21 protein-coding genes and 1 pseudogene are annotated in these 21103 nt (G+C 42.2%); 8 read left to right on the forward strand and 14 right to left on the reverse strand.

Annotation, left to right across the window (positions count from 1 at the left end; translation table 11 throughout):
* Nucleotides 1-326: 326 nt before the first annotated feature.
* From F8R90_RS24935 to F8R90_RS24945, 3 genes are all read left to right on the forward strand, one after another.
* Nucleotides 327-632 (forward strand): hypothetical protein, encoded by a 306-nt coding sequence (locus F8R90_RS24935; protein WP_196512905.1) that lies wholly within the window; start codon nt 327-329, stop codon nt 630-632.
* Nucleotides 633-752: 120 nt separating this feature from the next.
* Nucleotides 753-2099, forward strand: coding sequence for a GTP-binding protein (locus tag F8R90_RS24940; RefSeq protein WP_196512906.1), 1347 nt, complete (start codon nt 753-755; stop codon nt 2097-2099).
* Nucleotides 2100-2431: 332 nt separating this feature from the next.
* A complete protein-coding gene (locus tag F8R90_RS24945; protein WP_196512907.1) occupies nt 2432-2692 on the forward strand; it encodes a Calvin cycle protein CP12 in 261 nt (86 codons plus the stop codon).
* On the opposite strand, the gene F8R90_RS24950 is transcribed toward F8R90_RS24945, so the two are convergent.
* Nucleotides 2689-3507, reverse strand: coding sequence for a TlyA family RNA methyltransferase (locus F8R90_RS24950; protein ID WP_196512908.1), 819 nt, complete (start codon nt 3505-3507; stop codon nt 2689-2691). The two genes, F8R90_RS24945 and F8R90_RS24950, sit on opposite strands and share 4 nt — an antisense overlap.
* Nucleotides 3508-3942, reverse strand: a complete 435-nt coding sequence (locus F8R90_RS24955; RefSeq protein WP_196512909.1) for a DUF29 family protein — start codon at nt 3940-3942, stop codon at nt 3508-3510. It abuts the gene before it with no gap.
* Nucleotides 3943-4131: 189 nt separating this feature from the next.
* On the opposite strand from F8R90_RS24955, the gene F8R90_RS24960 reads away from it, so the two are divergent.
* Complete coding sequence (locus tag F8R90_RS24960) at nt 4132-4299, forward strand: hypothetical protein (RefSeq protein WP_196512910.1); 168 nt, start codon at nt 4132-4134, stop codon at nt 4297-4299.
* A gap of 213 nt (nt 4300-4512) precedes the next feature.
* Here the strand turns inward: F8R90_RS24960 and apcB are convergent, their stop codons facing one another.
* Nucleotides 4513-5022 (reverse strand): allophycocyanin subunit beta, encoded by a 510-nt coding sequence (gene apcB / locus F8R90_RS24965; protein ID WP_196512911.1) that lies wholly within the window; start codon nt 5020-5022, stop codon nt 4513-4515.
* Nucleotides 5023-5380: 358 nt separating this feature from the next.
* On the opposite strand from apcB, the gene glnA reads away from it, so the two are divergent.
* A complete protein-coding gene (gene glnA, locus F8R90_RS24970; RefSeq protein ID WP_196512912.1) occupies nt 5381-6802 on the forward strand; it encodes a type I glutamate--ammonia ligase in 1422 nt (473 codons plus the stop codon).
* A gap of 115 nt (nt 6803-6917) precedes the next feature.
* Here the strand turns inward: glnA and F8R90_RS24975 are convergent, their stop codons facing one another.
* Nucleotides 6918-7118 (reverse strand): hypothetical protein, encoded by a 201-nt coding sequence (locus F8R90_RS24975; RefSeq protein ID WP_109008028.1) that lies wholly within the window; start codon nt 7116-7118, stop codon nt 6918-6920.
* A 406-nt stretch (nt 7119-7524) separates the two neighbouring features.
* Between F8R90_RS24975 and F8R90_RS24980 the strand changes: the two genes are divergently transcribed.
* Nucleotides 7525-8424 carry a ferritin-like domain-containing protein gene (locus tag F8R90_RS24980; RefSeq protein WP_196512913.1) on the forward strand — a complete coding sequence of 300 codons (900 nt, stop codon included), beginning with the start codon at nt 7525-7527 and terminating at the stop codon, nt 8422-8424.
* An 858-nt stretch (nt 8425-9282) separates the two neighbouring features.
* Here F8R90_RS24980 and patX read toward each other — a convergent pair.
* A complete protein-coding gene (gene patX / locus F8R90_RS24985) occupies nt 9283-9510 on the reverse strand; it encodes a heterocyst-inhibiting protein PatX (protein WP_190897276.1) in 228 nt (75 codons plus the stop codon).
* Nucleotides 9511-9617: 107 nt separating this feature from the next.
* Entirely contained in the window at nt 9618-11516 is a 1899-nt protein-coding gene (locus F8R90_RS24990) for an FAD-dependent oxidoreductase (protein ID WP_196512914.1), read from the reverse strand.
* Nucleotides 11517-12350: 834 nt separating this feature from the next.
* On the opposite strand from F8R90_RS24990, the gene F8R90_RS24995 reads away from it, so the two are divergent.
* Nucleotides 12351-13292: a hypothetical protein gene (locus tag F8R90_RS24995; protein ID WP_196512915.1), complete on the forward strand. Its 942-nt coding sequence runs from the start codon at nt 12351-12353 to the stop codon at nt 13290-13292.
* Nucleotides 13293-13354: 62 nt separating this feature from the next.
* Here the strand turns inward: F8R90_RS24995 and F8R90_RS25000 are convergent, their stop codons facing one another.
* Together F8R90_RS25000 and F8R90_RS25005 are read right to left on the reverse strand one after the other, a co-directional pair.
* Nucleotides 13355-15025 carry a dipeptide ABC transporter ATP-binding protein gene (locus F8R90_RS25000; RefSeq protein WP_196512916.1) on the reverse strand — a complete coding sequence of 557 codons (1671 nt, stop codon included), beginning with the start codon at nt 15023-15025 and terminating at the stop codon, nt 13355-13357.
* Between the two features lie 334 nt (nt 15026-15359).
* A complete protein-coding gene (locus tag F8R90_RS25005; RefSeq protein WP_196512917.1) occupies nt 15360-15653 on the reverse strand; it encodes a hypothetical protein in 294 nt (97 codons plus the stop codon).
* 288 nt (nt 15654-15941) lie between these two features.
* On the opposite strand from F8R90_RS25005, the gene ygfZ reads away from it, so the two are divergent.
* The gene (gene ygfZ, locus F8R90_RS25010; protein WP_196512918.1) at nt 15942-16937 is read left to right on the forward strand and encodes a CAF17-like 4Fe-4S cluster assembly/insertion protein YgfZ; all 996 of its coding nucleotides are present in this window, start codon (nt 15942-15944) and stop codon (nt 16935-16937) included.
* A gap of 5 nt (nt 16938-16942) precedes the next feature.
* On the opposite strand, the gene F8R90_RS25015 is transcribed toward ygfZ, so the two are convergent.
* The 6 genes and pseudogenes from F8R90_RS25015 to F8R90_RS25040 form a co-directional block, all read right to left on the reverse strand.
* Nucleotides 16943-17851, reverse strand: coding sequence for a DUF5331 domain-containing protein (locus F8R90_RS25015; protein WP_196512919.1), 909 nt, complete (start codon nt 17849-17851; stop codon nt 16943-16945).
* Between the two features lie 55 nt (nt 17852-17906).
* The gene (locus F8R90_RS25020) at nt 17907-18239 is read right to left on the reverse strand and encodes a (2Fe-2S) ferredoxin domain-containing protein (RefSeq protein ID WP_196512920.1); all 333 of its coding nucleotides are present in this window, start codon (nt 18237-18239) and stop codon (nt 17907-17909) included.
* 150 nt (nt 18240-18389) lie between these two features.
* The gene (locus tag F8R90_RS25025; RefSeq protein ID WP_196512921.1) at nt 18390-19364 is read right to left on the reverse strand and encodes a cysteine synthase A; all 975 of its coding nucleotides are present in this window, start codon (nt 19362-19364) and stop codon (nt 18390-18392) included.
* A 94-nt stretch (nt 19365-19458) separates the two neighbouring features.
* Nucleotides 19459-19683: pseudogene (locus F8R90_RS25030) on the reverse strand (Uma2 family endonuclease); the annotation flags it as partial.
* A gap of 235 nt (nt 19684-19918) precedes the next feature.
* A complete protein-coding gene (locus tag F8R90_RS25035) occupies nt 19919-20584 on the reverse strand; it encodes a phosphoribosyltransferase (protein WP_196512923.1) in 666 nt (221 codons plus the stop codon).
* Between the two features lie 32 nt (nt 20585-20616).
* Nucleotides 20617-21024 carry a DUF2267 domain-containing protein gene (locus tag F8R90_RS25040; protein WP_196512924.1) on the reverse strand — a complete coding sequence of 136 codons (408 nt, stop codon included), beginning with the start codon at nt 21022-21024 and terminating at the stop codon, nt 20617-20619.
* Nucleotides 21025-21103: the final 79 nt, after the last annotated feature.

Genomic DNA, 21103 nt, shown 5'->3' on the forward strand with positions numbered 1-21103 from the left:
AACGAAGCAGCATCGTTACCGGAAGGCTATGAGTTAAATTTGCCAGAATTTACGCAAGGTAGATTGCTACAACTTCAACATATTTTCATCAAAAATGCTTTTTAGCGCCCAAATATTAAAACTTTTAAGAAGTCGTCACCTGCACATTTGACATCAGAATATATAGCTTCAATAATGTTTTTACGTAAAAATCCATACTCATATAAAAATCCTATTTGATTTTGCTAAATATACTGAGAGTCAAAACCCCGGCTAGCTCTCAGTCAGCTTGGCTTTTACAAATCAAATGAGATTGCTATATCAAGTGGCATTAATAGGGTTGCATTATGCTTTTTTTCAATTCACCAACTAGCTTAAAAACTAGCCAAAAAAACAATAAAATATGCAGAAGTTTTTGGACTCATAGTAATATTGTGCTGCTAACTGGATATTTAATCACTTTACCGATTTGTACATTGTTAACTTTATCCTTATTATTGCCCTTATTAACTGCTAGCTTATTCGCTCCCATTGGAACCTCGCACCACTCTACATCGATTCCTTGGATAGATGATGCATCTGAATGTGAACATACTGGCAGAAACTGGCGCGATCGCAAGTGTTGGGATCATCAACATAATCCCATGTACTAAAATGACATACAAACTCTTTTGACAATTGCCTAATTTGACAAAACAGGCAAACAGCCGAGGAATTAGATCAAAATGGATATGTAGCCTGTTGTTTGTCCAACCTTGAATCAACCTAACTTCGTGCGCAATCTGCAAGAAACTCATTTAAATCGTGCCCGCGCCAGTCTCAGACAAGCGCTGTCTTGGTATGGATATCTTCGCAAGTCAGGGCAGTTGTCATCTAACCCAGAATTAGTAGGTTTGATGAAACCAGAATTGGAAGCTTTGAATTCCACACTCAACAAACTGGATTCTAACGTCATTAGAATTGCCGCTTTTGGCTTGGTGAGTCGGGGAAAGTCAGCAGTTTTAAATGCCTTGCTAGGAGATAAGATTCTGCAAACTGGGCCTCTGAACGGTGTCACTCAATGGCCCCGTTCCGTCCGTTGGCAGCCAGGAGGTAAGGTAGTAGTAGAGTTAATTGATACCCCAGGATTAGATGAAATTGAGGGTGAGTCACGGGCGGACATGGCACGAGAAGTCGTGCATCAAGCTGATTTGATTTTGTTTGTTGTGTCTGGTGATATCACGCGCACTGAGTATCAAGCACTCCTGGAATTAAGGCAAGCACAAAAACCTCTGATTTTGGTGTTTAACAAAATTGACCTTTACCCAGATACAGACCAGGGAGCGATTTATCAAAATTTGCAACAACTGGGTGCTGGACATCCTCAAGCAAAACCTCTACTACCGGATGAAATTGTGATGGTGGCGGCGGAACCAGCACCAATGGAAGTACGGGTTGAATGGGCTGATGGGCGTGTTAGTTATGAATGGGAGACACCACCGCCACAAGTAGACGAACTCAAGGAGACAATTCTGAATATTCTCAATCGAGAAGGGCGATCGCTTCTGGCTTTAAATGCACTCATTCAAGCACGAGATGCAGAAGCCGCGATCGCTCAAAAAACCATCGATTTACGCGAACAAGAAGCCGAAGATATCATTTGGCAATTTACCAAATACAAAGCTTTGGCAGTAATGCTCAATCCCATTGCCTTCTTAGATATTCTTGGCGGAACTGTTGCTGATTTGGCTTTAATTCGCGCTCTAGCTAGATTGTATGGTTTGCCGATGACTAGCTATGAAGCCGGGAAAATTTTAAAAACGATTTTATTTAGTTCTGGTGGCTTGCTACTGGGAGAATTAGGTAGCAGTTTTCTTCTAGGTTTAAGTAAAAGTACGGCTGCAATAACTAGTGCTGACAATCCCAGCAATATTACTGCCTTTGCTGGCAGTGCGATCGCTCAAGCTGGTATCGCTGGTTATGGCGCATACTCCGTTGGTAAAGCTGCCCAAGTCTATCTCGAAAAAGGCTGCACTTGGGGACAGTTGGGCGCTAGCAGCGTCATTCAAGAAATTCTCTCTCAAGTTGACCAAAATACAATTCTGTATCGCTTGCGACAAGAGTTAGGCATAAAATATTGAGAATAAATAAGAATTGTTTCCTTTTTGTTGCCGTTTATAAGTGATTATCAACTTCTATCAAACTCTTCTGACAATTGACTGACATTCCGAATTTGGAATGCAAGACTGAAAACATGACCACCTCTACTAGTGATTCCAATTAGTGGAATTCCCTTAGCTTTTTAAATCAAGGGTGACAAGAGGGCAATTCCCACTCAAATTACCTAAAAAGATGACGGTGTTTACCACCACCTCTTATGGGAAGCCTATCTAAACTGGAAATGTGAGGTTCCTGGGGTCATTGAAAGCTCACAGTGAATATCTATACTCTGTAAATTAAAGGTAAAAGTATCATGACAACTACCCTAAACTCATTTGAAACTGCTGGGGCGACAAATCTTGAAGAAGCTATTACTGAAGCCATTACTGAAGCCCGGACAACTTGTGAGCTAAATGGCAGTGATTCTGCTGGTTGTGCCGTAGCCTGGGATATTGTGGAAGAATTACAAGCTGAAAAAGCTGATCAACAGCAAGCAAAATCAAAGAAAACCTCTTTGGATAATTATTGCGATCGCCATCCAGATTCCGTAGAATGTCTAATTTATGAAGTTTAACTTTTCCGTAAATCAGTTGTTGCTGACTGCGTTATTTGCTTAATTGCTTCTAAATCAGGTAGTGGTGTTTCACTTTCCATTCCCAACCACAAAAGATATTCGATATTCCCAGCCGGGCCAGTGATCGGCGACCAAGTTAAGCCTTTGTATTTCCATCCTAATTGGTGCGCTGCTTGCAACACCTGGAAAATGGCATCAGCTTGGTCGTTTGGATCACGCACAACGCCTTTTTTACCCACACGGGATCTGCCAACTTCAAACTGCGGCTTGACTAATAACACAGCTTCCCGGTTCGCTTGAGTTAACTGCCATAAAGCAGGCAGAATCTTGGTTAAAGAAATAAACGATACATCGACCACCGCCAAATCAGGAATCGGGTCATCGTTGCCATATAGCTCATCTGGTCGTAGTTGCCGTAAATTGGTGCGTTCCCGCAAAATCACCCGCGAATCATTTCGTAACCGCCAGTCAACTTGCCCGTAACCGACATCAATTCCGTAAACTTGTTTTGCTCCAGCTTGTAAGAGGCAATCAGTAAAACCACCAGTAGAAATCCCACCATCTAAACAAATGCGTTCTGCTACGGGAATGGCAAATACTGATAAAGCTTTGGAGAGTTTTTCACCGCCTCTAGAAACAAAAGGCGATCGCTCTTTAATATTTATTTGAGATGCAATATCAACTTCAGTCCCAGGTTTATCAACTAACTGCTGATTAACAGTAACTTCCCCCGCCTGAATTAACCGCTGTGCTAAGGCGCGAGAAGAACATAAATTTAACTCTACTAATAATGTATCGAGTCGCTGTTTAGCCAATTAATTAGACTCTCCTGGTAAGATTAAAGCCAAAGCACGATTGATAATTTCTTCGCGGTTAACCAGCTTTTCTAATTCTTGGACTTCATAACGACCTTCTTCTACTTCTAGGGAAGCTTCATTACTGGCATTTAAATAGGCTTCTGCTAAGATTTCTAACAATTCTTCTGGCGTGAGATAATAGCCTCCAGCTTTACGCCGCTTATTTTCTCGTTGAATTTCCAGAACCGAATTCCGAATTGAGACTTCCCAAGAGCGAGTCGTGCGGTTTTCAGCTTGTTGTTTAATCAGATGCAACAGCAAAATAACTGCATAGCTACGAATCGTCTTAATTATGTCATTTCGGCTCATTTCTGTTAATTCTTCAACTATAATTAGTGCTCCTTGAACATCGCCCTTAACAAGCAAGTCTTTTAGGGTTAATAATTCTTCCATAATCAGCGCCTCAAACATCGGCAACTTCTATTGTGGCTTATAGCGGTTCTAGTCCAGATAAGATAGGCTAATGCATTTCATCTAGGAGCGATCGCATTCCTTAGCCAGTCTCATTCAACTATCCAGCTTACAATAAACGCTAGAGGATTTTTTTCCTAACCAGTCGTCTAAGACTACGAAAGATTTATTATGCCATTACGACAACCTCATTACAGCAAAGAAGAATTTGCTCGTCGCGGTGATGAAATCTACGACTCTCAAGTGCGCCCACAAGTCGAAGCAAATAATTATGGCAAAATTGTTGCAATCGACATCGAGACAGGTGGCTGGGAAATCGATACTGATGAAACTTTCTAGTTGCTCGTCAAAGACAATTAGGTTTATTCCTATACTATGAAGAATTCGCTGACCAAAGCGTTCGGAAAATATACCTTCATAAACTCGCTTGGGAACGCCCTTTTCAACGCCTGGTAGGGTTCATAAAAAAGCGATCGCTCTTTTCCCAACACAGACAAAAGTGCGATCGCTATTTATAATTCTTGTGGGGCAGACACCTTGCCCACTTAAAATCTAAATATCTGTCTCGCTCAACTCGCGTGTGATGTGATCAAATGGTTCATCTACAAAAGCAGTATTAACCACACCTGCTGCTGCTACTTGCTCCTTAATTAGATCCTTGAGAATCTGAATACCACGAACAGTAGGCCCAATAGGTACTCCTAGAGAATTGTAAGTTTCCCGCAGCCCTTGTAGCACACGCTCATCCAACACATTTGTGTTTCCAGCAACCAACGCATAGGTAGCGTAGCGCAAGTAGTAGTCTAAATCCCGCAGACAAGCCGCATAACGACGAGTTGTATAAGAATTTCCACCAGGACGAATCAATTCTGGCAGTTCTTCATATAACTTCAAACCAGCTTGCTTGACAAGTGCAGCCGCATTAGAATTTATCGCCGCCGCCGCTTGTACTCGGACTGTACCACTGTCAAAGTAAGACTTCAGGCTATCGATCGCATTCCGGTCAAAATACCGACCAGCTAAGTCATAATTCTTAATTAAACTTGTTACCGCATCGCGCATTCCTTCTTCTCCCAATCATTACTATTTATGGTTTGATATTTATTTGGCTGCACTTATGCACCAGTAAATTTTTGTGCTATTAAAAATAGATTCGGCACAAAAACAATTTATCCACTATCTATGGATTCTATGCCAAAGTTGACCCCTATATGATGAACTTTCCAGTTTTGTACAGATGATCCCTGAAAGGTTAATATAACCTGATAATCCAGATATCTGTAGCACAAACTACAAAATCAGCTAATGTCTAGTATTTAAGATATTTCTGGTGTGTCACGGTCTGATTGAGATCAGCAGGGTTAGGATGCAATGTAAGATTCTGGGTTTACTTTAGGAAATTGGTAGAGAAGGAGTAACAATGACGACACCCCAAGAACTCTTGAAGAAAATTCAAGATGAAAAAATTCAACTGATTGATCTCAAATTCATCGATACAGTAGGGACTTGGCAGCACCTCACACTGTACCAAAATCAAATCGATGAGACTGCATTCACTGATGGCGTAGCTTTTGACGGTTCCAGCATTCGGGGTTGGAAAGCGATCAACGAATCGGACATGACAATGGTGCTCGACCCCAACACTGCTTGGATCGACCCATTTATGGAAGTGCCAACACTAAGTATAATTTGTAGTATTAAAGACCCACGCACGGGTGAACCGTACAACCGTTGCCCACGCGTTATTGCCCAAAAAGCAATAGATTACCTAGTTTCCAGTGGTCTTGGTGATACAGCCTTCTTTGGCCCTGAAGCTGAGTTCTTTATCTTTGATAGTGCTAGGTTTGCCCAAACTGCTAACGAAGGCTATTACTTCTTAGACTCCGAAGAAGGTGCTTGGAATTCTGGTAAAGCCGGTACAGAGCAAAAACCCAACTTGGGTTACAAACCACGCTTCAAAGAAGGTTACTTCCCAGTCTCACCAACGGATTCTTTCCAAGATATCCGTACAGAGATGCTGTTGACAATGGCAGAATTAGGTGTGCCCATTGAAAAGCATCACCACGAAGTAGCCACTGGTGGTCAGTGCGAACTAGGTTTCCGCTTTGGTAAATTGATCGAAGCGGCTGACTGGTTGATGATTTACAAATATGTCATCAAGAACGTTGCCAAGAAATACGGCAAAACTGTCACCTTCATGCCAAAACCGATTTTTGGCGATAACGGTTCGGGAATGCACTGTCACCAGTCTATCTGGAAAGACGGCCAACCTCTGTTTGCAGGTGATAAGTATGCTGGTTTGAGCGATATGGCGTTGTACTACATTGGTGGTCTTCTCAAACACGCGCCAGCGCTGTTGGCAATTACCAACCCCAGCACCAACTCATACAAGCGCCTAGTACCTGGTTATGAAGCTCCTGTTAACTTGGCTTACTCCGAAGGGAACCGTTCTGCTTCTATCCGTATTCCTCTATCTGGTAAGAACCCCAAAGCCAAGCGTTTAGAATTCCGTTGTCCAGATGCTACATCTAACCCTTACTTGGCATTTGCTGCAATGCTTTGTGCTGGTATCGATGGCATCAAGAACAAAATACATCCTGGTGAACCCTTAGATAAGAATATCTATGAACTTTCTCCAGAGGAGCTTGCAAAGGTTCCCTCAACTCCAAGTTCTTTAGAACTGGCATTGCAAGCACTAGAAAACGATCACGGTTTCTTGACAGAATCAGGCGTATTCACGGAAGACTTTATCGAAAACTGGATTGACTACAAGCTTAATGAATCCAAGCAGTTGCAGCTGCGTCCTCATCCTTATGAGTTTTACCTCTACTACGATGCTTAATTAAGTACCATACCTATCTAAGTAGATAAGTTTTGCCACCCTAGAGGGTGGCTTTTTTTCCAGAGTCGTCAGTTGAAATATTCACTTAAAAAATCAACATTAAAACTCTTCAAACTTAGCTCATGGAAGCATGACTTGGCCCATAAATCATCCGACTGTTAGCATCTACCTTCCCTTGAATCGGGTTCCAGTAGTGGGATGCTTCTTCAGGAAGACCAAGTTCTTGTGCCGCACGCATCAGCATTGATTGTTGGCGATTCTTGACTTGTTGATGTTCACGCACCATTAATGCACGAGATTTATCTGCAATAGACATAACCATAGTCCTCTCTATTTCGTGAATATATAATTTTTGGTTCTTTCTATAAACTACTATAACAAAAATTCTGTAACATAGGCTACTTTTTACATAAATTTATATTTGCTTTTGTTGACAATATCAGCTATTTTTTCCCAAGGCTGGAAAAATCTTCCCTAATCTACCTTTAATGGCTAAAAACATCTGACTTCGGATTTATCTCACCTCAAAAAACACACCTCTCCGAAGACTGAACCTTTATTCGTTACTTTTATTTACACTTAAAAGGTCTGAGACTTAAGTGCAACTCAAGTGATTAGTTTTTGTAACCTTTACTCTTTTTTTCACTGACGCGGCACAAATACAGCAGTTGCAAAAAACTAAGTTACGATCAAATACATATTTACAAAAATTTACATAATCTATGACAGTTACCTACCCACGTAAATTTCAGAATGTTTTGGGTGCCAGAGAGGTATTGAAACGGGTAGTATGCGATCGCGAAATCCATCTAATTACCCTAAACCGCTACCGTTACAGTGAACAACGCAGTTGCAAAGACCTGACTGACCTAATTGAAAAACTGAATGGACAGCCACGGGAACTGGTGCGGGATTTGTCTCATCACATCTCGGATGAAGCTCGTCATGCCATGTGGCTGACTGACTTGTTAGCAGAACTGGGAGCAGATATTGGTAAGCCGCCCGGTTCTTCCTATATCAATGAATTTGAACGCCTGCTCGACCACGAACAACAAGATCCTGTCCAAAACCTTGAAGATTTTGTGATTTCTTCCCTTGCTGCAATTAATGCCACAGAAAAACGGGGCTGTGAGTATTTTTCTGCCCACATTTATGCACTCAAGCAAGCACCGGAGACAGAAGAAAACATCAAAATTCGGGAAACGATTGAAAAAATTCTCCCAGAGGAAGCAGGACATGTCCGGTGGGGTAATCGCTGGCTAGGAGAACTTGCACGTAAGAGTCCAGAACATCAGCAGAAAGTAGAGCAAGCCAAGCAAAAATATACCGCAATTGAACAAGCGGCTTTTGAAGCTGGAATGGATATCACCTTGGGTGCAGAACTGCGACGAGTTGCCAACTTGGTGGAAGTGGCAAATACCATGCCGCTTTGGCAACGTCCCCAGTACCTGATGGAACGCTTACCCCAGACTTTGCTAGCGCCTGAGTTGCAATTTACTAGGATTCAGGCTGCACAAAAGGCTTGGCAACGCGATCCACAGATATTTATCGAGAAGTTTGTGCCGATGTTCCTTAACGGCATCCAAGGAAGAGAAAATAACCGCAAGAAAACATCCGTGTGAAAGAAATTGCGCATTGGGACAAAAGAAGCAAAGAAGAGAAAATAGTTTCCCCCTGCTCGTTGCCCCCTTTCTCTCTGCCTCTTAAAAGTCCCCATCTCCTTTTCTTTAAATAAAATTCATCTAAAAAGGACAGATGCAAAATTTTGCATCTGTCCTTGGGTGTAGAATAATTAAGATGACTATGATGATTTAGCAGATCCCTCTTAATATTTATTGTGTCGGCAGCCATCTATGAGGAGAACGAACTAGGGTGTAAGAGTAGGTCAGGAATAGTAAGATTCATTGCCAAATGCAATAAACTTGTACTACTTATGCAAGTCCATGCCCTAGATAAGCTCAGATGAAACGAAAGGGATTTTATGCTTCGGTAAAAGACGCTAAACAGGTGTCGGAGCGAAGAGCAATTAGTTGCTGATGTAGATAACCAGCTACTTAATGTATGAGAAAACCTATTAGGGAATAAAGTGGAGTTGGCTTAAGGCTGTTTCCTCAACCAGCAAAATGTTTGAATTAGATGTGCTTTAGATTAACTGATAACCTAAGTAACATCTATTTCTAAAGCCGTTGAGGATTGAGACACAGAGCTTCTCAGAAATATGAGCAACAGTGGTGTAGCTTTTGAGGAGTTGGTAATGCTGTTGATCAAGGCACTTAATTTAATTTGCGTTTTGATCACTAGGATTGAGACCAACTTATGATATACAAAGCTTGCAGTTGAAATACTAAGCGATTGCTGAAGATTTTCGTGTGTCAACTGTATATATCTCTGCCAGAAAAGCTGTGCAAAAGACTTTAGCACAACATCGTGTTTTCTGGTAATTTGGTTCCTTTGAAAAAAAAGGCATTACCCTAGGGTAGTTAAACCACAGCATAGATATTTCCGGATTTTTGCGTCACTTCTCTGCGTCCACTACCGCGATGACGTGGCGCATCATCTGGATTTTGTTCAGATGCCGCCGAGAGCCACTGTTCCGAAGCAGGCGTGGAAAGCAGCCCATAGGATAAGTGATTGACCATTGCTTGGTAGTTAGAAGCTAAGGGGCCGAACACCAGACTCGAGACTAAAAGTGAAATGGCAGCACGCATAGCAGATGTCTATTTTGGAACTCTCCACTTCACTGATACTTAGCTTTTTGATTAATATCCGGACAATTCATCAAAAAGTATTGTGTTTTACTGAAAATAAACTCTTCTTATCCTCCGTTTAAATGTTCGACTAATAACCAATTACCAAAGTGGTTCTGACGACCCCACAATGTAACTAATTGTTCGTGAGGATAAGCGCGTAATTGCTCGTCGATATGCGATCGCAAAGTCACAAGCTGCCAATTTTGACCTTGATATGCGGTTGGTGCTGTGACAGTGAATCTGTATTCCTGCTGATCCAAGCGGTAAAAAATGCCTTTAAAACAGTTACTTTCCTGAATTAATGCCTTGCCAAAAGCAGAGTCAGGGTTCTCATCCCACGATGGGCAAGGGCAATTACCATTAGCTGGATAGGCTTGTGGGTTATTTAAGTAATACAGTTGCCAATGCAGCCAATCCGAACGATTGGGTGGAAGATTAAACAAAGGAATAATTGCTGTTTTTGAGCGATTATCTTCCAATAAAGCTGTTTGCAGCGCCCTAACAGGTAAATCCCTTGGCTGGCAGTTTAACTCAACACACATCGCTGCTGCCATCCCTGCTGCTTGACCAATGCCCATAACCACGGGTTGTAATCTGGTGGCCCCATTGGCAATGTGGGAGACAGAAATATTTTTTTCACAAACCAAGAAACCATCTGTTGTGGCTGGAATTAAGGAACTGTAGGGAATTGTAAAGGGAGTTCCAGTCCAACGTCCCCCCCATTGGATAGATTTAGGTTGCAGTGGGAACTGAACACCAGGATAATGATGGTCATTGGCATAGTTACCAACAGCGATCGCTTCGCAAACGCCTGCCGTAGGATGCCCAAAGGGCTGTAGGGCGAACGCTTCTCCTATCGAAGACGCTTCGCGTAGCTTGCTTCCACGAAATGGTACGCAAAACCTCGCATCATTAAATATAGATGCAACTCTGCCTCCAGCAATCGGCAAAATATCCTGTTCTCGGACAGTAGTTAGCCCTACTAAGCGGCGGCTTTCCCGGTAATAGGGATGTAGTGCAAAAGCAGTAGGGGTGTGAGGAAATACTTTTTCTGCTAAACCATAGCGACGACCAAGCTGATTTTGGATAAAATGGGCAAAATTTTGGCTATGCCAGCGAGATTCTTGGATGAATTCACCTCTGGTTACACCTGACTCTATCAACCGCCCTACTCCTTCGCCGTAGTCATTGCCACAGATTGGCCAATTAATCATGAATCGGCCACCAGGCAAACGTCCATAGTTCAAAAACGTCTCTGCTCCATAGCTATCCCAAGCACCTGTAAACTGGGATGGATTATAGTTAGGCGCAGCCGGAATTTCTGGTGCCGCAGCTACGCCCGTCGTAGACATCGTTTCACCAAAATCTTGCATAATCACTACATAAGTGGGCGCTTGCACCGGATATCTCTTGGTTAGAGAGTTAAAAGAGACTGGAGCGCTGGGTTCTCCCCACTCAGATTGCAATTCCCAGCCCCAGCGGTAAGGTATCTCACCTAAAGCCAATAAATCTCCCAATTCTGTGCCGTCGAGAATAATCTTGGCCATGACAGCAAAATCATCAAAGCGCACACCAGTAATAGAATCACCCTGATGGAACACTTCTATTGGCACTTCTCCAGAAATCCAGTGCAAATTTGGTAATTCGCGCACCCAATCGGCAAAAATCTCTGCCCCAATTTGAGGATCGTAACTAAAAAAGCTTACCCAACTGTTATCTAATCCACCTGGCTGTCGTTGTCGCAATTCCTGCAAAAACGCACCCCATAATCCTGTTTGAAAGGCTTCTAATTCGTTGCCATCGGGTGCGGATACTCCAGCCGAAGTCAGCATTCCCCCTAACCAAGGAAATTCACTCACCAGAATCGTTTTGGCTCCCCGTCGCGCCGCTTGGATAGCAGCGGCAGTGCCTCCGGTTCCCCCACCGACAACTAAGACATCAGCTGTGTATGTCTGATTAACCATCGCTTAACCTCACTGGAGTTTCGATATATTCTCCTCAGATAGCTTGGCATCAAACAAGATAAATTATTTTATTTTTCGGTTACTGAGCATTAAAAGTTTTCAAGCGAAACTGGTAGGAACTAACGCAGAACAAATTATTCCTCCTGATTCGATTTAGCAACTTTCTGTGCTATATCCGCAATTGTCAGGTTCAACAGTATTTTGTCTTGCCAATCTTTTGATATACAATCGCCTATATCTGAGTTACCTCGGTAGATATAGCAATTTTATTTATTCGTATTTACATAGTTTGATTTTTTCACGCCGCCCTACTTAGATAAATCATGTCAGTAAAAATCAACTTTTTATTTAGATATCTATATACAACTTTTGTAAAAATTAGATAATTTCAATTTTTGCACTCAGCAAGCAGAAAGATTTTAGCAAAGTTGTTACTTTTAGTTTATGCATCAGAGAATACAATATGAAATTCTTTAATAGCAAAGCTTACAAAGAATTTTACGATGGCTGGATATTATGCATTAATACAGTTCAGTTAAGGCTAAAACTCTGTTATTAAAGTCAATTTTTTAACGAACCACCAAGGCGCAGAGGACGCAGAGAGAAGAAGCAAATGCTTAACTAAACCGTATTGTATTATGCATAAATTTTAGGTTTATGTGTAGCAATGCCTTGAATTTTTTAGCCAGACTCATGAGAACTTATTCTAAGTGGATATGAATAAATCAAACTTGTATATACAGCTCAAGATAGAGGTTGTGACTATATGTTGGTATTTAAAATTAATATAAATCTTCTTTATCCATTACTAGTATCAAGTAAAATCACAATATTATGTTTAATAATTGTTTAAAAAACAATGATGAATTAAATATAAATAAAAGTAGTAATATCTCAAATGTTGAGATAGCACTTTTAATAGATCAAATTAAAAGTAATATCTGGCTATTTGGAATTCCATCTTGGCTTTTTGGAATAACCGATAGAAGTATAGCTGCATTTGCTGATGGTTATTTATCTCCCATAGAAATATTTCAGCTATTTACAGCCTTTTTCTTTTTTGTTAGTTGGCTATATCTCAAGCCTGATGAAAGTTTCAACAGCAATGATCTAGGGCCCAGCCAATATCAAGAATATCTCGCTCGTACTCAAGCTAACAAACTTCAAGTTAAAAAGCTGCACATGATTAGCCAGGAGTACATTTTACCGTTTCCTTATATTTGCCAAATTTATCATCTATTGAACTTAAGGCATTTGGAAACAGTTCATAACTTTAGCCTTAATAACCTGAGAATTTTTCAAATTAGCCACTTTCAGCCGACAAATACTGGTGGAATAATCAAATTCCAAACAATATTAGACTCGCCAGCTAATCCTTTAAGAATTTGGCGACAACCGATTGTAGAGGTGGATTTAATATTACATACTCCCTACACTGTTGAACTGAGTATTCCAGTCTACAATAACAAAAGGATAATTGTTATATTTCATGCTTTCCCGTTAAATGACTCAGAACATCAGTTCTTTATTGATATTTATAGTGATCTAGAGTGGCCAAAGCCATTATTACAAATAATCTTGCATTTTGCTTCTTGTTTGACACTATTTGAAGATTTACCGTATCTAAGAGCTTTAGCTGAGAAAAATATAGGGCGTTTATTCAACTTAAGCAGGACTTCAAATCACGAGACTGCGTTACTGTTTAAAAGATTCGTTGAGTTATATGGTTCGAGTGGTGAACCAACTAAATTACTTGAGGGAAGGGAAGAGAGTTAGGAGTTAGGAGTTAGGAGTTAGGAGTTAAGAATCTTAAACTCATAACTCCTGATTTTGTTTAGTTAAGCGCGTGCTAGTAACGGAGCAGCAGCTAGTAAGGTTTTGGTATAAGGGTGCTGAGGATTAGCAAAAATAGTTTTTGTAAGTCCGAGTTCGACAATTTTACCGCCATTCATCACGGCAATACGATCGCACAAAAATCGAGCTAACCAAAGATCATGAGTGATGAACAGATAAGTTAACTCAAACTCTTCCTTTAATTGCAACATCAAATCCAGCACTTGCGACTGCACGCTAGCGTCTAACATACTTACGGGTTCATCGCAGATTAAAAGTTTAGGGTGAGTAATCAAAGCACGAGCGATCGCAACTCTTTGCTGTTGTCCACCAGACAAATCTGATGGGTAACGCTCATAATACACTTCTGGCGGTGTTAATCCAACTTTCTCTAGCATCCACAAAACCTGTTCTTTTGCTTTAACAGGATCGGCTAGATTGTGGATAAATAAAGGGTCGGCGATACTTTGTCCCACTGTCATCGCTGGATTGAGACAAGCATGGGGATCTTGAAAAATCATTTGTATTTGTCGCCGTGAGGAGCGAATTTCTTGACGCGACAGTGTAGTTAAATCCTGTCCTAAAAACTCTACTTTGCCACTAGTGGGACGAATTAGTTGCAAGATTGTTCGTGATAGCGTACTTTTACCACAACCCGATTCCCCGACTAAACCGAGAATTTCTCCTGGATACAGATTCAGGTTAATACCATCTACTGCTTTAATTGTCTGCGCTTCTGTCTTAAACAGTCGTTCGATAAAGTTAGGTTCAATGGTATAGTGTTGCTTTAGTTCTGTAACACTCAAAATTGGGGATTTATCATTAATAATCGGTAATTGCTTTTCTGAATCATTGGCAATTATCAATTCTCCATCATCATTTACTGCTTGAATATGTAAAGCTGCTTTTAAGAGCGATCGCGTGTATTCATGTTGAGGTTGCCTAAAGACGGTTTCTGTAGCACCCATTTCGACCATTTTGCCGTTGTACATAACGCCAATGCGATCGCAATACTCAGCCACCATTGCTAAATCATGAGAAATCAGCAACAATCCCATGTTCTCTTCACCGCACAGGCGAGTTAATTCTTTCAATATCTGCGCGGAAACGGTGACATCTAAACTGGTGGTGGGTTCATCGGCAACAATCAACTTGGGGTTGAGGAGTAAAGCTAAAGCGATCGCTACCCGTTGGCGCATTCCACCGCTAAACTCATGAGGATACTGGTTCCAGCGACTAGCTGGAATATTCACCTTTGCCAAGGTAGCAAGTGCTCTTTTTTTGGCTTCCCGCGTTGATAATTCTGGTGAGTGCGCCTTAAGGGTTTCGATACAATGCTTACCAATCGTCATCAACGGATCGAGGCGTGTCATGGGATCTTGAAAAATTAAGGCGATCGCCTCTCCGCGAAATTTCCGCAACTGGTTAGGCATCAAGTCAAATACCGATTGTCCTTGAAACGTTACCCGTCCTTCAACCCGACTAGAGGCTGGTAGTAAACGCATTACTGCCCGTCCTATAGTTGACTTACCACAACCCGATTCTCCCACCAATCCCATTCTTTCACCTGGTTGCAAGGTAAAAGATACATCATCAACCGCCCAGGTTGCTTCTTCTCCACTCCGCCCAGGATAGGCAACTCGTAGATTTTCGATACAGAATAAGGCTTCACTCATAATTAGTTATCAGCCCTGAGCTACCAGCTTTTATAATTTCAAATTTAAGATAGTCTATCAGATTAATATTAGACCTCTATCGTGCGAACATCTTTATTGTCTTAGCGTAGGCGTAGCCCATTGTACCCTTACGAGGAAGCAAGCTACGCGTAGCGTCTCGTAGAGAAGGGATCGCCTCTCTTGAGGGTAGTTATACAATAATAGCCATAAGTCCCGAATACCCTTCTGGTGTCCCTAATATGGCAATGGCAGATGAGATGGGAAGCCTACACTATACCGTTCGCAGTAGTATTCTACAGGAAAGGTTAGTGTAGATACTTCACTATTTAGCTAATTAATGTTCATCATCTTGATGATGATCGCTTCTGCCTTGATCAGTTTCTAGTAAGCGTGAAATAAGCACCTCTGGTTTTCTACTAATAACAGACCTCACTTTATCAATAGCAATTACTTCACTGATTTTCACAACCATTTCCCAGAGAGTATCCTCTTCTGTATCTTTGTTGTAAGTTCTATGTTTAAACCACAACAAATCATCCCAAACTCCAATAACTGTGGCAAAATACCACTTATCTCGTACTAGTATCCAGATTTCTTGTTCTAGGTAAGTCTGTAGAAGAGATTTCACAATGGCTGAGATAATAAAAATATTGTGCTACATCCTAAGTAAGTATTAACGGATAAGACAACAGTTAAAATACTGATATATTCTGGTATAAACTTCTGATTTTGAGTTCTGCATTTTGTACTTCACTTACTTGTAAACTGCTGTATCTAAATAGGTCTTTATTATTCACCACTGCCTCTTGATATGATTCTACGCTAGAAGAAAATCGGAGGTGCATTGAAGGCGCAAACGCTTATTTGCTAATATTTCCAGTGCGACAACATTGAAACAGGGCAACTTCTCATCACCATGCCAACATCTACAATTGACGATAAAGACGCAGCAGCTATCCAAGCCGCAAAAGAAGGGGTTGCAATATGCGATCGCACCGCCTGGGGACGCATCAAAGTGTCTGGCGACGATCGCCTCAATTTCTTACACAACCAAAGTACTAACAATTTCCAAATACTCAAGCCTGGACAAGGTTGTGATACAGTTTTCGTTACTTCCACAGCCAGAACAATTGATTTAGCAACCGCCTACGTTAGAGAAGATGCGGTAATCTTGCTAGTTTCACCCAACCGCCGCCAGTTTCTCATGGAATGGCTGGATAAATATATTTTCTTTGCCGACAAGGTGGAATTATCTGATATCACCGAATACACCAACACCTTCAGTCTGATTGGCCCAGGAAGTGACGCTATTTTAGAAAAATTGGGTATTGGCGAACTCATCGGGCAACCTTACGGTAGTCACAAAGTATACACGATCGCTCCGGCTGAGGGAGTGCGGATTGCTGTGGGTAGTGGGTTAGCTGCTCCTGGATACACCTTTACTTTCCCCTATACTGACAAAGCAACAGTGTGGAACAAACTATTAGAAGCCGGGGCGGTAGAGATGAGCGATCGCGCTTGGGATGCTTTACGAATCTTACAAGGTCGCCCCGCCCCAGATTCGGAACTCACAGATGATTACAATCCTCTGGAAGTTGGTTTGTGGCAAACAATTTCTTTTAATAAAGGTTGCTATATTGGGCAAGAAACCATCGCTCGGTTAAATACATATAAAGGTGTAAAACAACACCTTTTGGGTATCCGGCTCAGTGCCCCTGCATCAGTTGGAAGTGCGATCGCAGTTGGAGATGAAAAGGTCGGCAAACTTACCAGCTACACAGAAACGGCTGATGGTTATTTTGGACTAGGTTACATTCGCACCAAAGCTGGTGGCGTAGGCTTAAAAGTTAAAGTGGGAGAAACTGAAGGTGAAATAGTAGAAATTCCCTTTGTTTCTCACGAGTACCCGTAAGCAATTCAAGTCAAAACATCTTCTTTATTCCTAGCGCCGTAACAAAATTCATCTACCCAAGAAGCTAGACTACGGGCATTAGTGGTTGGTAAATTAACTTTGCTTTTAACATCTTGTGGTTGAATATTCGGTTGTTTGCCGTTGCTTTTAACCTCGGTAGTAATTGCTAGCGATCGCACTGGTTTGCCATTACTGTTAATCTCAGTAGTAATTGCCAGCAATGCGCCTACAGGGATTCGGACAGATAGTGCGTTGTTCTTAACCTCGGTAGCTAACGCCATAGATGGCATAGTCTTGGCTTTGCTATTAACCTCAGCAGTCATTGTCAGGGCAGAGCGCGATCCTATTGGTTGATATTCCCTTAGAAAACCGGAGGGTGGTGTTTTTATCGGAGTATCTGGAGCAATTTTAGTTGCATTTGCTACTACCAACTCAGGTTTGCGTGTGTGAACTACCTCAGCAGTAGCTGTAATCGATGGCACAAGTTGATCGGCGCGTGACAAGTTGGTGTCTAGAGTCTTGGCAAGAGAATGAAGCGCAATCTTGCTGGTACTTACAGCCGATGACAAATGTTTATCCTCAGAATGCTTCTCATCTAGCGACTCGCTTTCAATTTGGCTTGCAGCCATAGAATATTCTGATTTTATTAAACGTAACTCTTCATCAGGATTGAAGTTAAGACCTAAAGCAGCGACTATTTTATCTGGATCGTTATTCAGATCCAGCATAAAAGAAAGTATTTCATCAAACTGGGGTTCTAAAACAGAGAGTGTTGCCAAAATAAAACCGGACAAAGGACGCCGCAGACCATCGTAAGTGCCCCAAATTCGCATTTTGACCAGCCAAGTAATATTTTGATCGTAGTAAATCAGCCACTTTTGTTTTAAGGATTGACGCAACTGCTGGATATTCATTGGATGCCTCACTTCAGTCAACAAGATTGCAGACCCTGATATTGAAAATTTAGCTTTATTTCTGGGGATGAAACCGATAATAGAGCATCTGTTTGACTTTTTGACCACCTAGCAAATGATCTTCTACCAGTAGAGATACTTCATCAGGTTGAACGCCGCTATACCAGACCATATCAGGTAATACCAGTACCATCGGCCCATTGCCACATTGTCCCAAACAGCTGCTAGCCGTTACCGTTACACCAGGAATTGGCAAAGCCGCAAAAGCTGCTAAAACCTTAACTGCACCTTGCTTTTTACAGGTACGATTTTGACAAACCCGCACACATCTAGGAGAAGAGGGTTGGTCTATTGTGGGGAAGTTTGATGATTGAGTTATGTTTGACATTTTTTAACGAACCACAGAGGCGCAGAGAACACAGAGGGGAGAGAGGTGGGGAGAGAGGGACATGAGGTGAGAACTTGAAACAAGTCTTTCCCCTTGTCCCCAATTCTCCTTGTCCCCAAGTCCTCTTGCCCCATGCCCAATAACCCATCACTAATCTATTGAAAGTCCTTTTGAGGCTAGCCATTCAGGGTTGAATATCCGCGACTGATACCGGGAACCACTATCACACAAGATGGTGACAATGGTATGTCCTGGCCCCAACTGCTTCGCTAAGGCAACAGCTGCGCCAACATTAATACCCGTTGAACCGCCCATTAACAGCCCATCTTTCCTCAGTAGTTGGTAAACTACCCGCAAAGCTTCTTGGTCATCTATTTGGATAGCATCATCAGCAGGCGCGCCTTCCATATTGGCTGTGACACGACCATTACCAATGCCTTCGGTGATAGAATTTCCTTCTATGTTGATTTCGCCGGTTTTGACATAGCTATAAAGTCCACTACCTAGTGGATCGGCTACAATGCATTTAATTGCCGGATTTTGTTCTTTCAAGTACAACGCCACACCAGCATAAGTACCACCAGTACCAGTTGCAGCTGTCCATGCATCTATTTTACCATCTGTCTGTTTCCAAATTTCTGGGCCTGTGGTTTCGTAGTGGGCGCGGCGGTTGGCTAAGTTATCAAACTGATTTGCCCAAATAGCGTTTTCCAACTCAGCAGCGACTCTGCCAGATAGCTTGACGTAGTTGTTTGGGTCTTTGTAGGGTACAGCAGGGACGGGACGAACTTCTGCGCCGAGTGCTGTCAGTGCGTCTATTTTTTCTTGGGACTGAGTATCGGGAATAATAATTAGGCATTTGTAGCCTTTAGCGTTGCAAATATGCGCCAGTCCAATGCCAGTATTACCAGCAGTTCCTTCTACAACGGTACCACCGGGTTTGAGTAGACCTTTCTCTTCTGCATCTTCGATGATATAAAGTGCGGCGCGGTCTTTGACGGAACCGCCAGGATTAAGAAATTCTGCTTTAGCAAGGATTTCACACCCTGTTTCTTCGCTGAAGCTGTTTAAGCGAATCAGAGGTGTGTTGCCAACAGCGCCGACGAAGCCATTTTTAATATCCATTTGGACTGTACCTGTGTGAGTATCTATAAAAATTTTGGCTTATAGCGGTGGCATGATTCACATCTGATTTGCCTAAAATCCTACGATGCCTACACTACCAAACTTTACTCATATTCAAAATAAACCCAGATAATACTGATTCACCGCGAATAGCCGCGGGATTTTCCAGACATTCCTCTGGTACCTCAGGACGATAAATATAGACTCGGCGATGCTTGTGGTTAATTAGCAAGCCTAGCTGTATTCCTGTTTCCCTCATATATTTCTCCATTTTTTTCTTCAAGGGTTGGAGGTTATTAGAAGGCAACCTCAGTTCAACAGGCATACGGCTATAATCAAAGCTAAATATTTAAGGCTTTTAGGCTTAAGTGTATGTCTAAACGAATCGGACAATATGATTAGGCATAATTTCCATGAGCCAGATTCGCCATCTGTTTTCATTGCGAGACATCACAGATAATTTGTTGTAGTCTTTCTGCTATTGCTCTTATGCTTATTTAAGCGGACATGATATCAGAAACTTAATCTTGCCATTCCCAAGCATCAAAGCTTATCTACATGCCGAAAGATATTGCTTCACCGTTCTTTGCAGTTTTTGCAAGTAAGTCGCAGACTTCTTCATCTGTAGTTTGGGGAAAGTTTTCGTACCAAAGACCAACGCTGTGGAAAGGGCTGGGTGTCGAGACGCAAACGATTTTATCCACCTCAGTTTCTAACTCTTGGCAAGTTTCGGGTGCGGCCACAGGCACAGCAATCACAATCTGAGCGGGTTGCTGTTTTCGCACAGCCACAATAGCAGCCCACATAGTTGCACCCGTGGCTAAACCATCATCTACCAAAATGACGGTGCGTCCCTGTAAATCTCTTAAGGGACGATTCCCTCGATAAAGCCGTTCCCGCCGTTCTAACTCGCGTTCTTCTTGCAGTGCAACCCTGGCAATTACTTCGTCGGATACCTTCACTAGGCTGATAATATATTCATTGACTATCCGCACACCACCAGAAGCGATCGCTCCCATAGCTAATTCCTCTTGATCGGGCACACCCAATTTACGTACCACCAAAACATCTAAGGGAGCATTTAACGCTTCGGCAACTTCAAAGGCAACGGGTACGCCGCCCCTTGGTAGACCTAATACTACAACATCTGGGCGGTTAGTATAAGCGGCTAACTCCTTAGCCAAAACTTGACCCGCAAACCTCCGGTCTTTGAATAACATGGTGTGACACTCCTGATTATTTTCCAAATAAATTAAGTATTTACACGCATTCGCCCTTGGCTGCCCGCCTCAAACAATGGATCGAATTCCGATGGGAGTTGAGAGCGAATATCATTGATTTCGCCACTGCTAATCGCTTCACTCAATACCTCAATGACTACACGGGCATGATGAACAGCATCTGGAAGGTCTACACTTTCTCTTTGGCTGACTCGCCTAAAAAACTCATCTAGAGAGAAGCGTTTTCCAGAGCCTGCATATTCATGTCGCAGATATTCTGCAATACCTCTTGGCAGTTGGGCAGCAGCATTGAAAGGTTCACCTCCAGCTAGGCGTTCCGCCAGCGTCTCCAAAGTAGCACGGGTTGCGAGTTCTGCATCACCACGCGAACTGAGACGGGCGCGATTTTGCACCTGTCCAATAAACTCATCGTGTTGCATTTTCCCTCTAGATTTGTCTTAATGCATGACTTGTTATATTTCAGATGTTCTGAACTGATCTTAGAAAGCTAAAAATTCT

The sequence above is a fragment of the Nostoc sp. NZL genome (assembly GCF_015714705.1).
GTDB classification, from domain to species: Bacteria; Cyanobacteriota; Cyanobacteriia; order Cyanobacteriales; family Nostocaceae; genus Nostoc; species Nostoc foliaceum_A.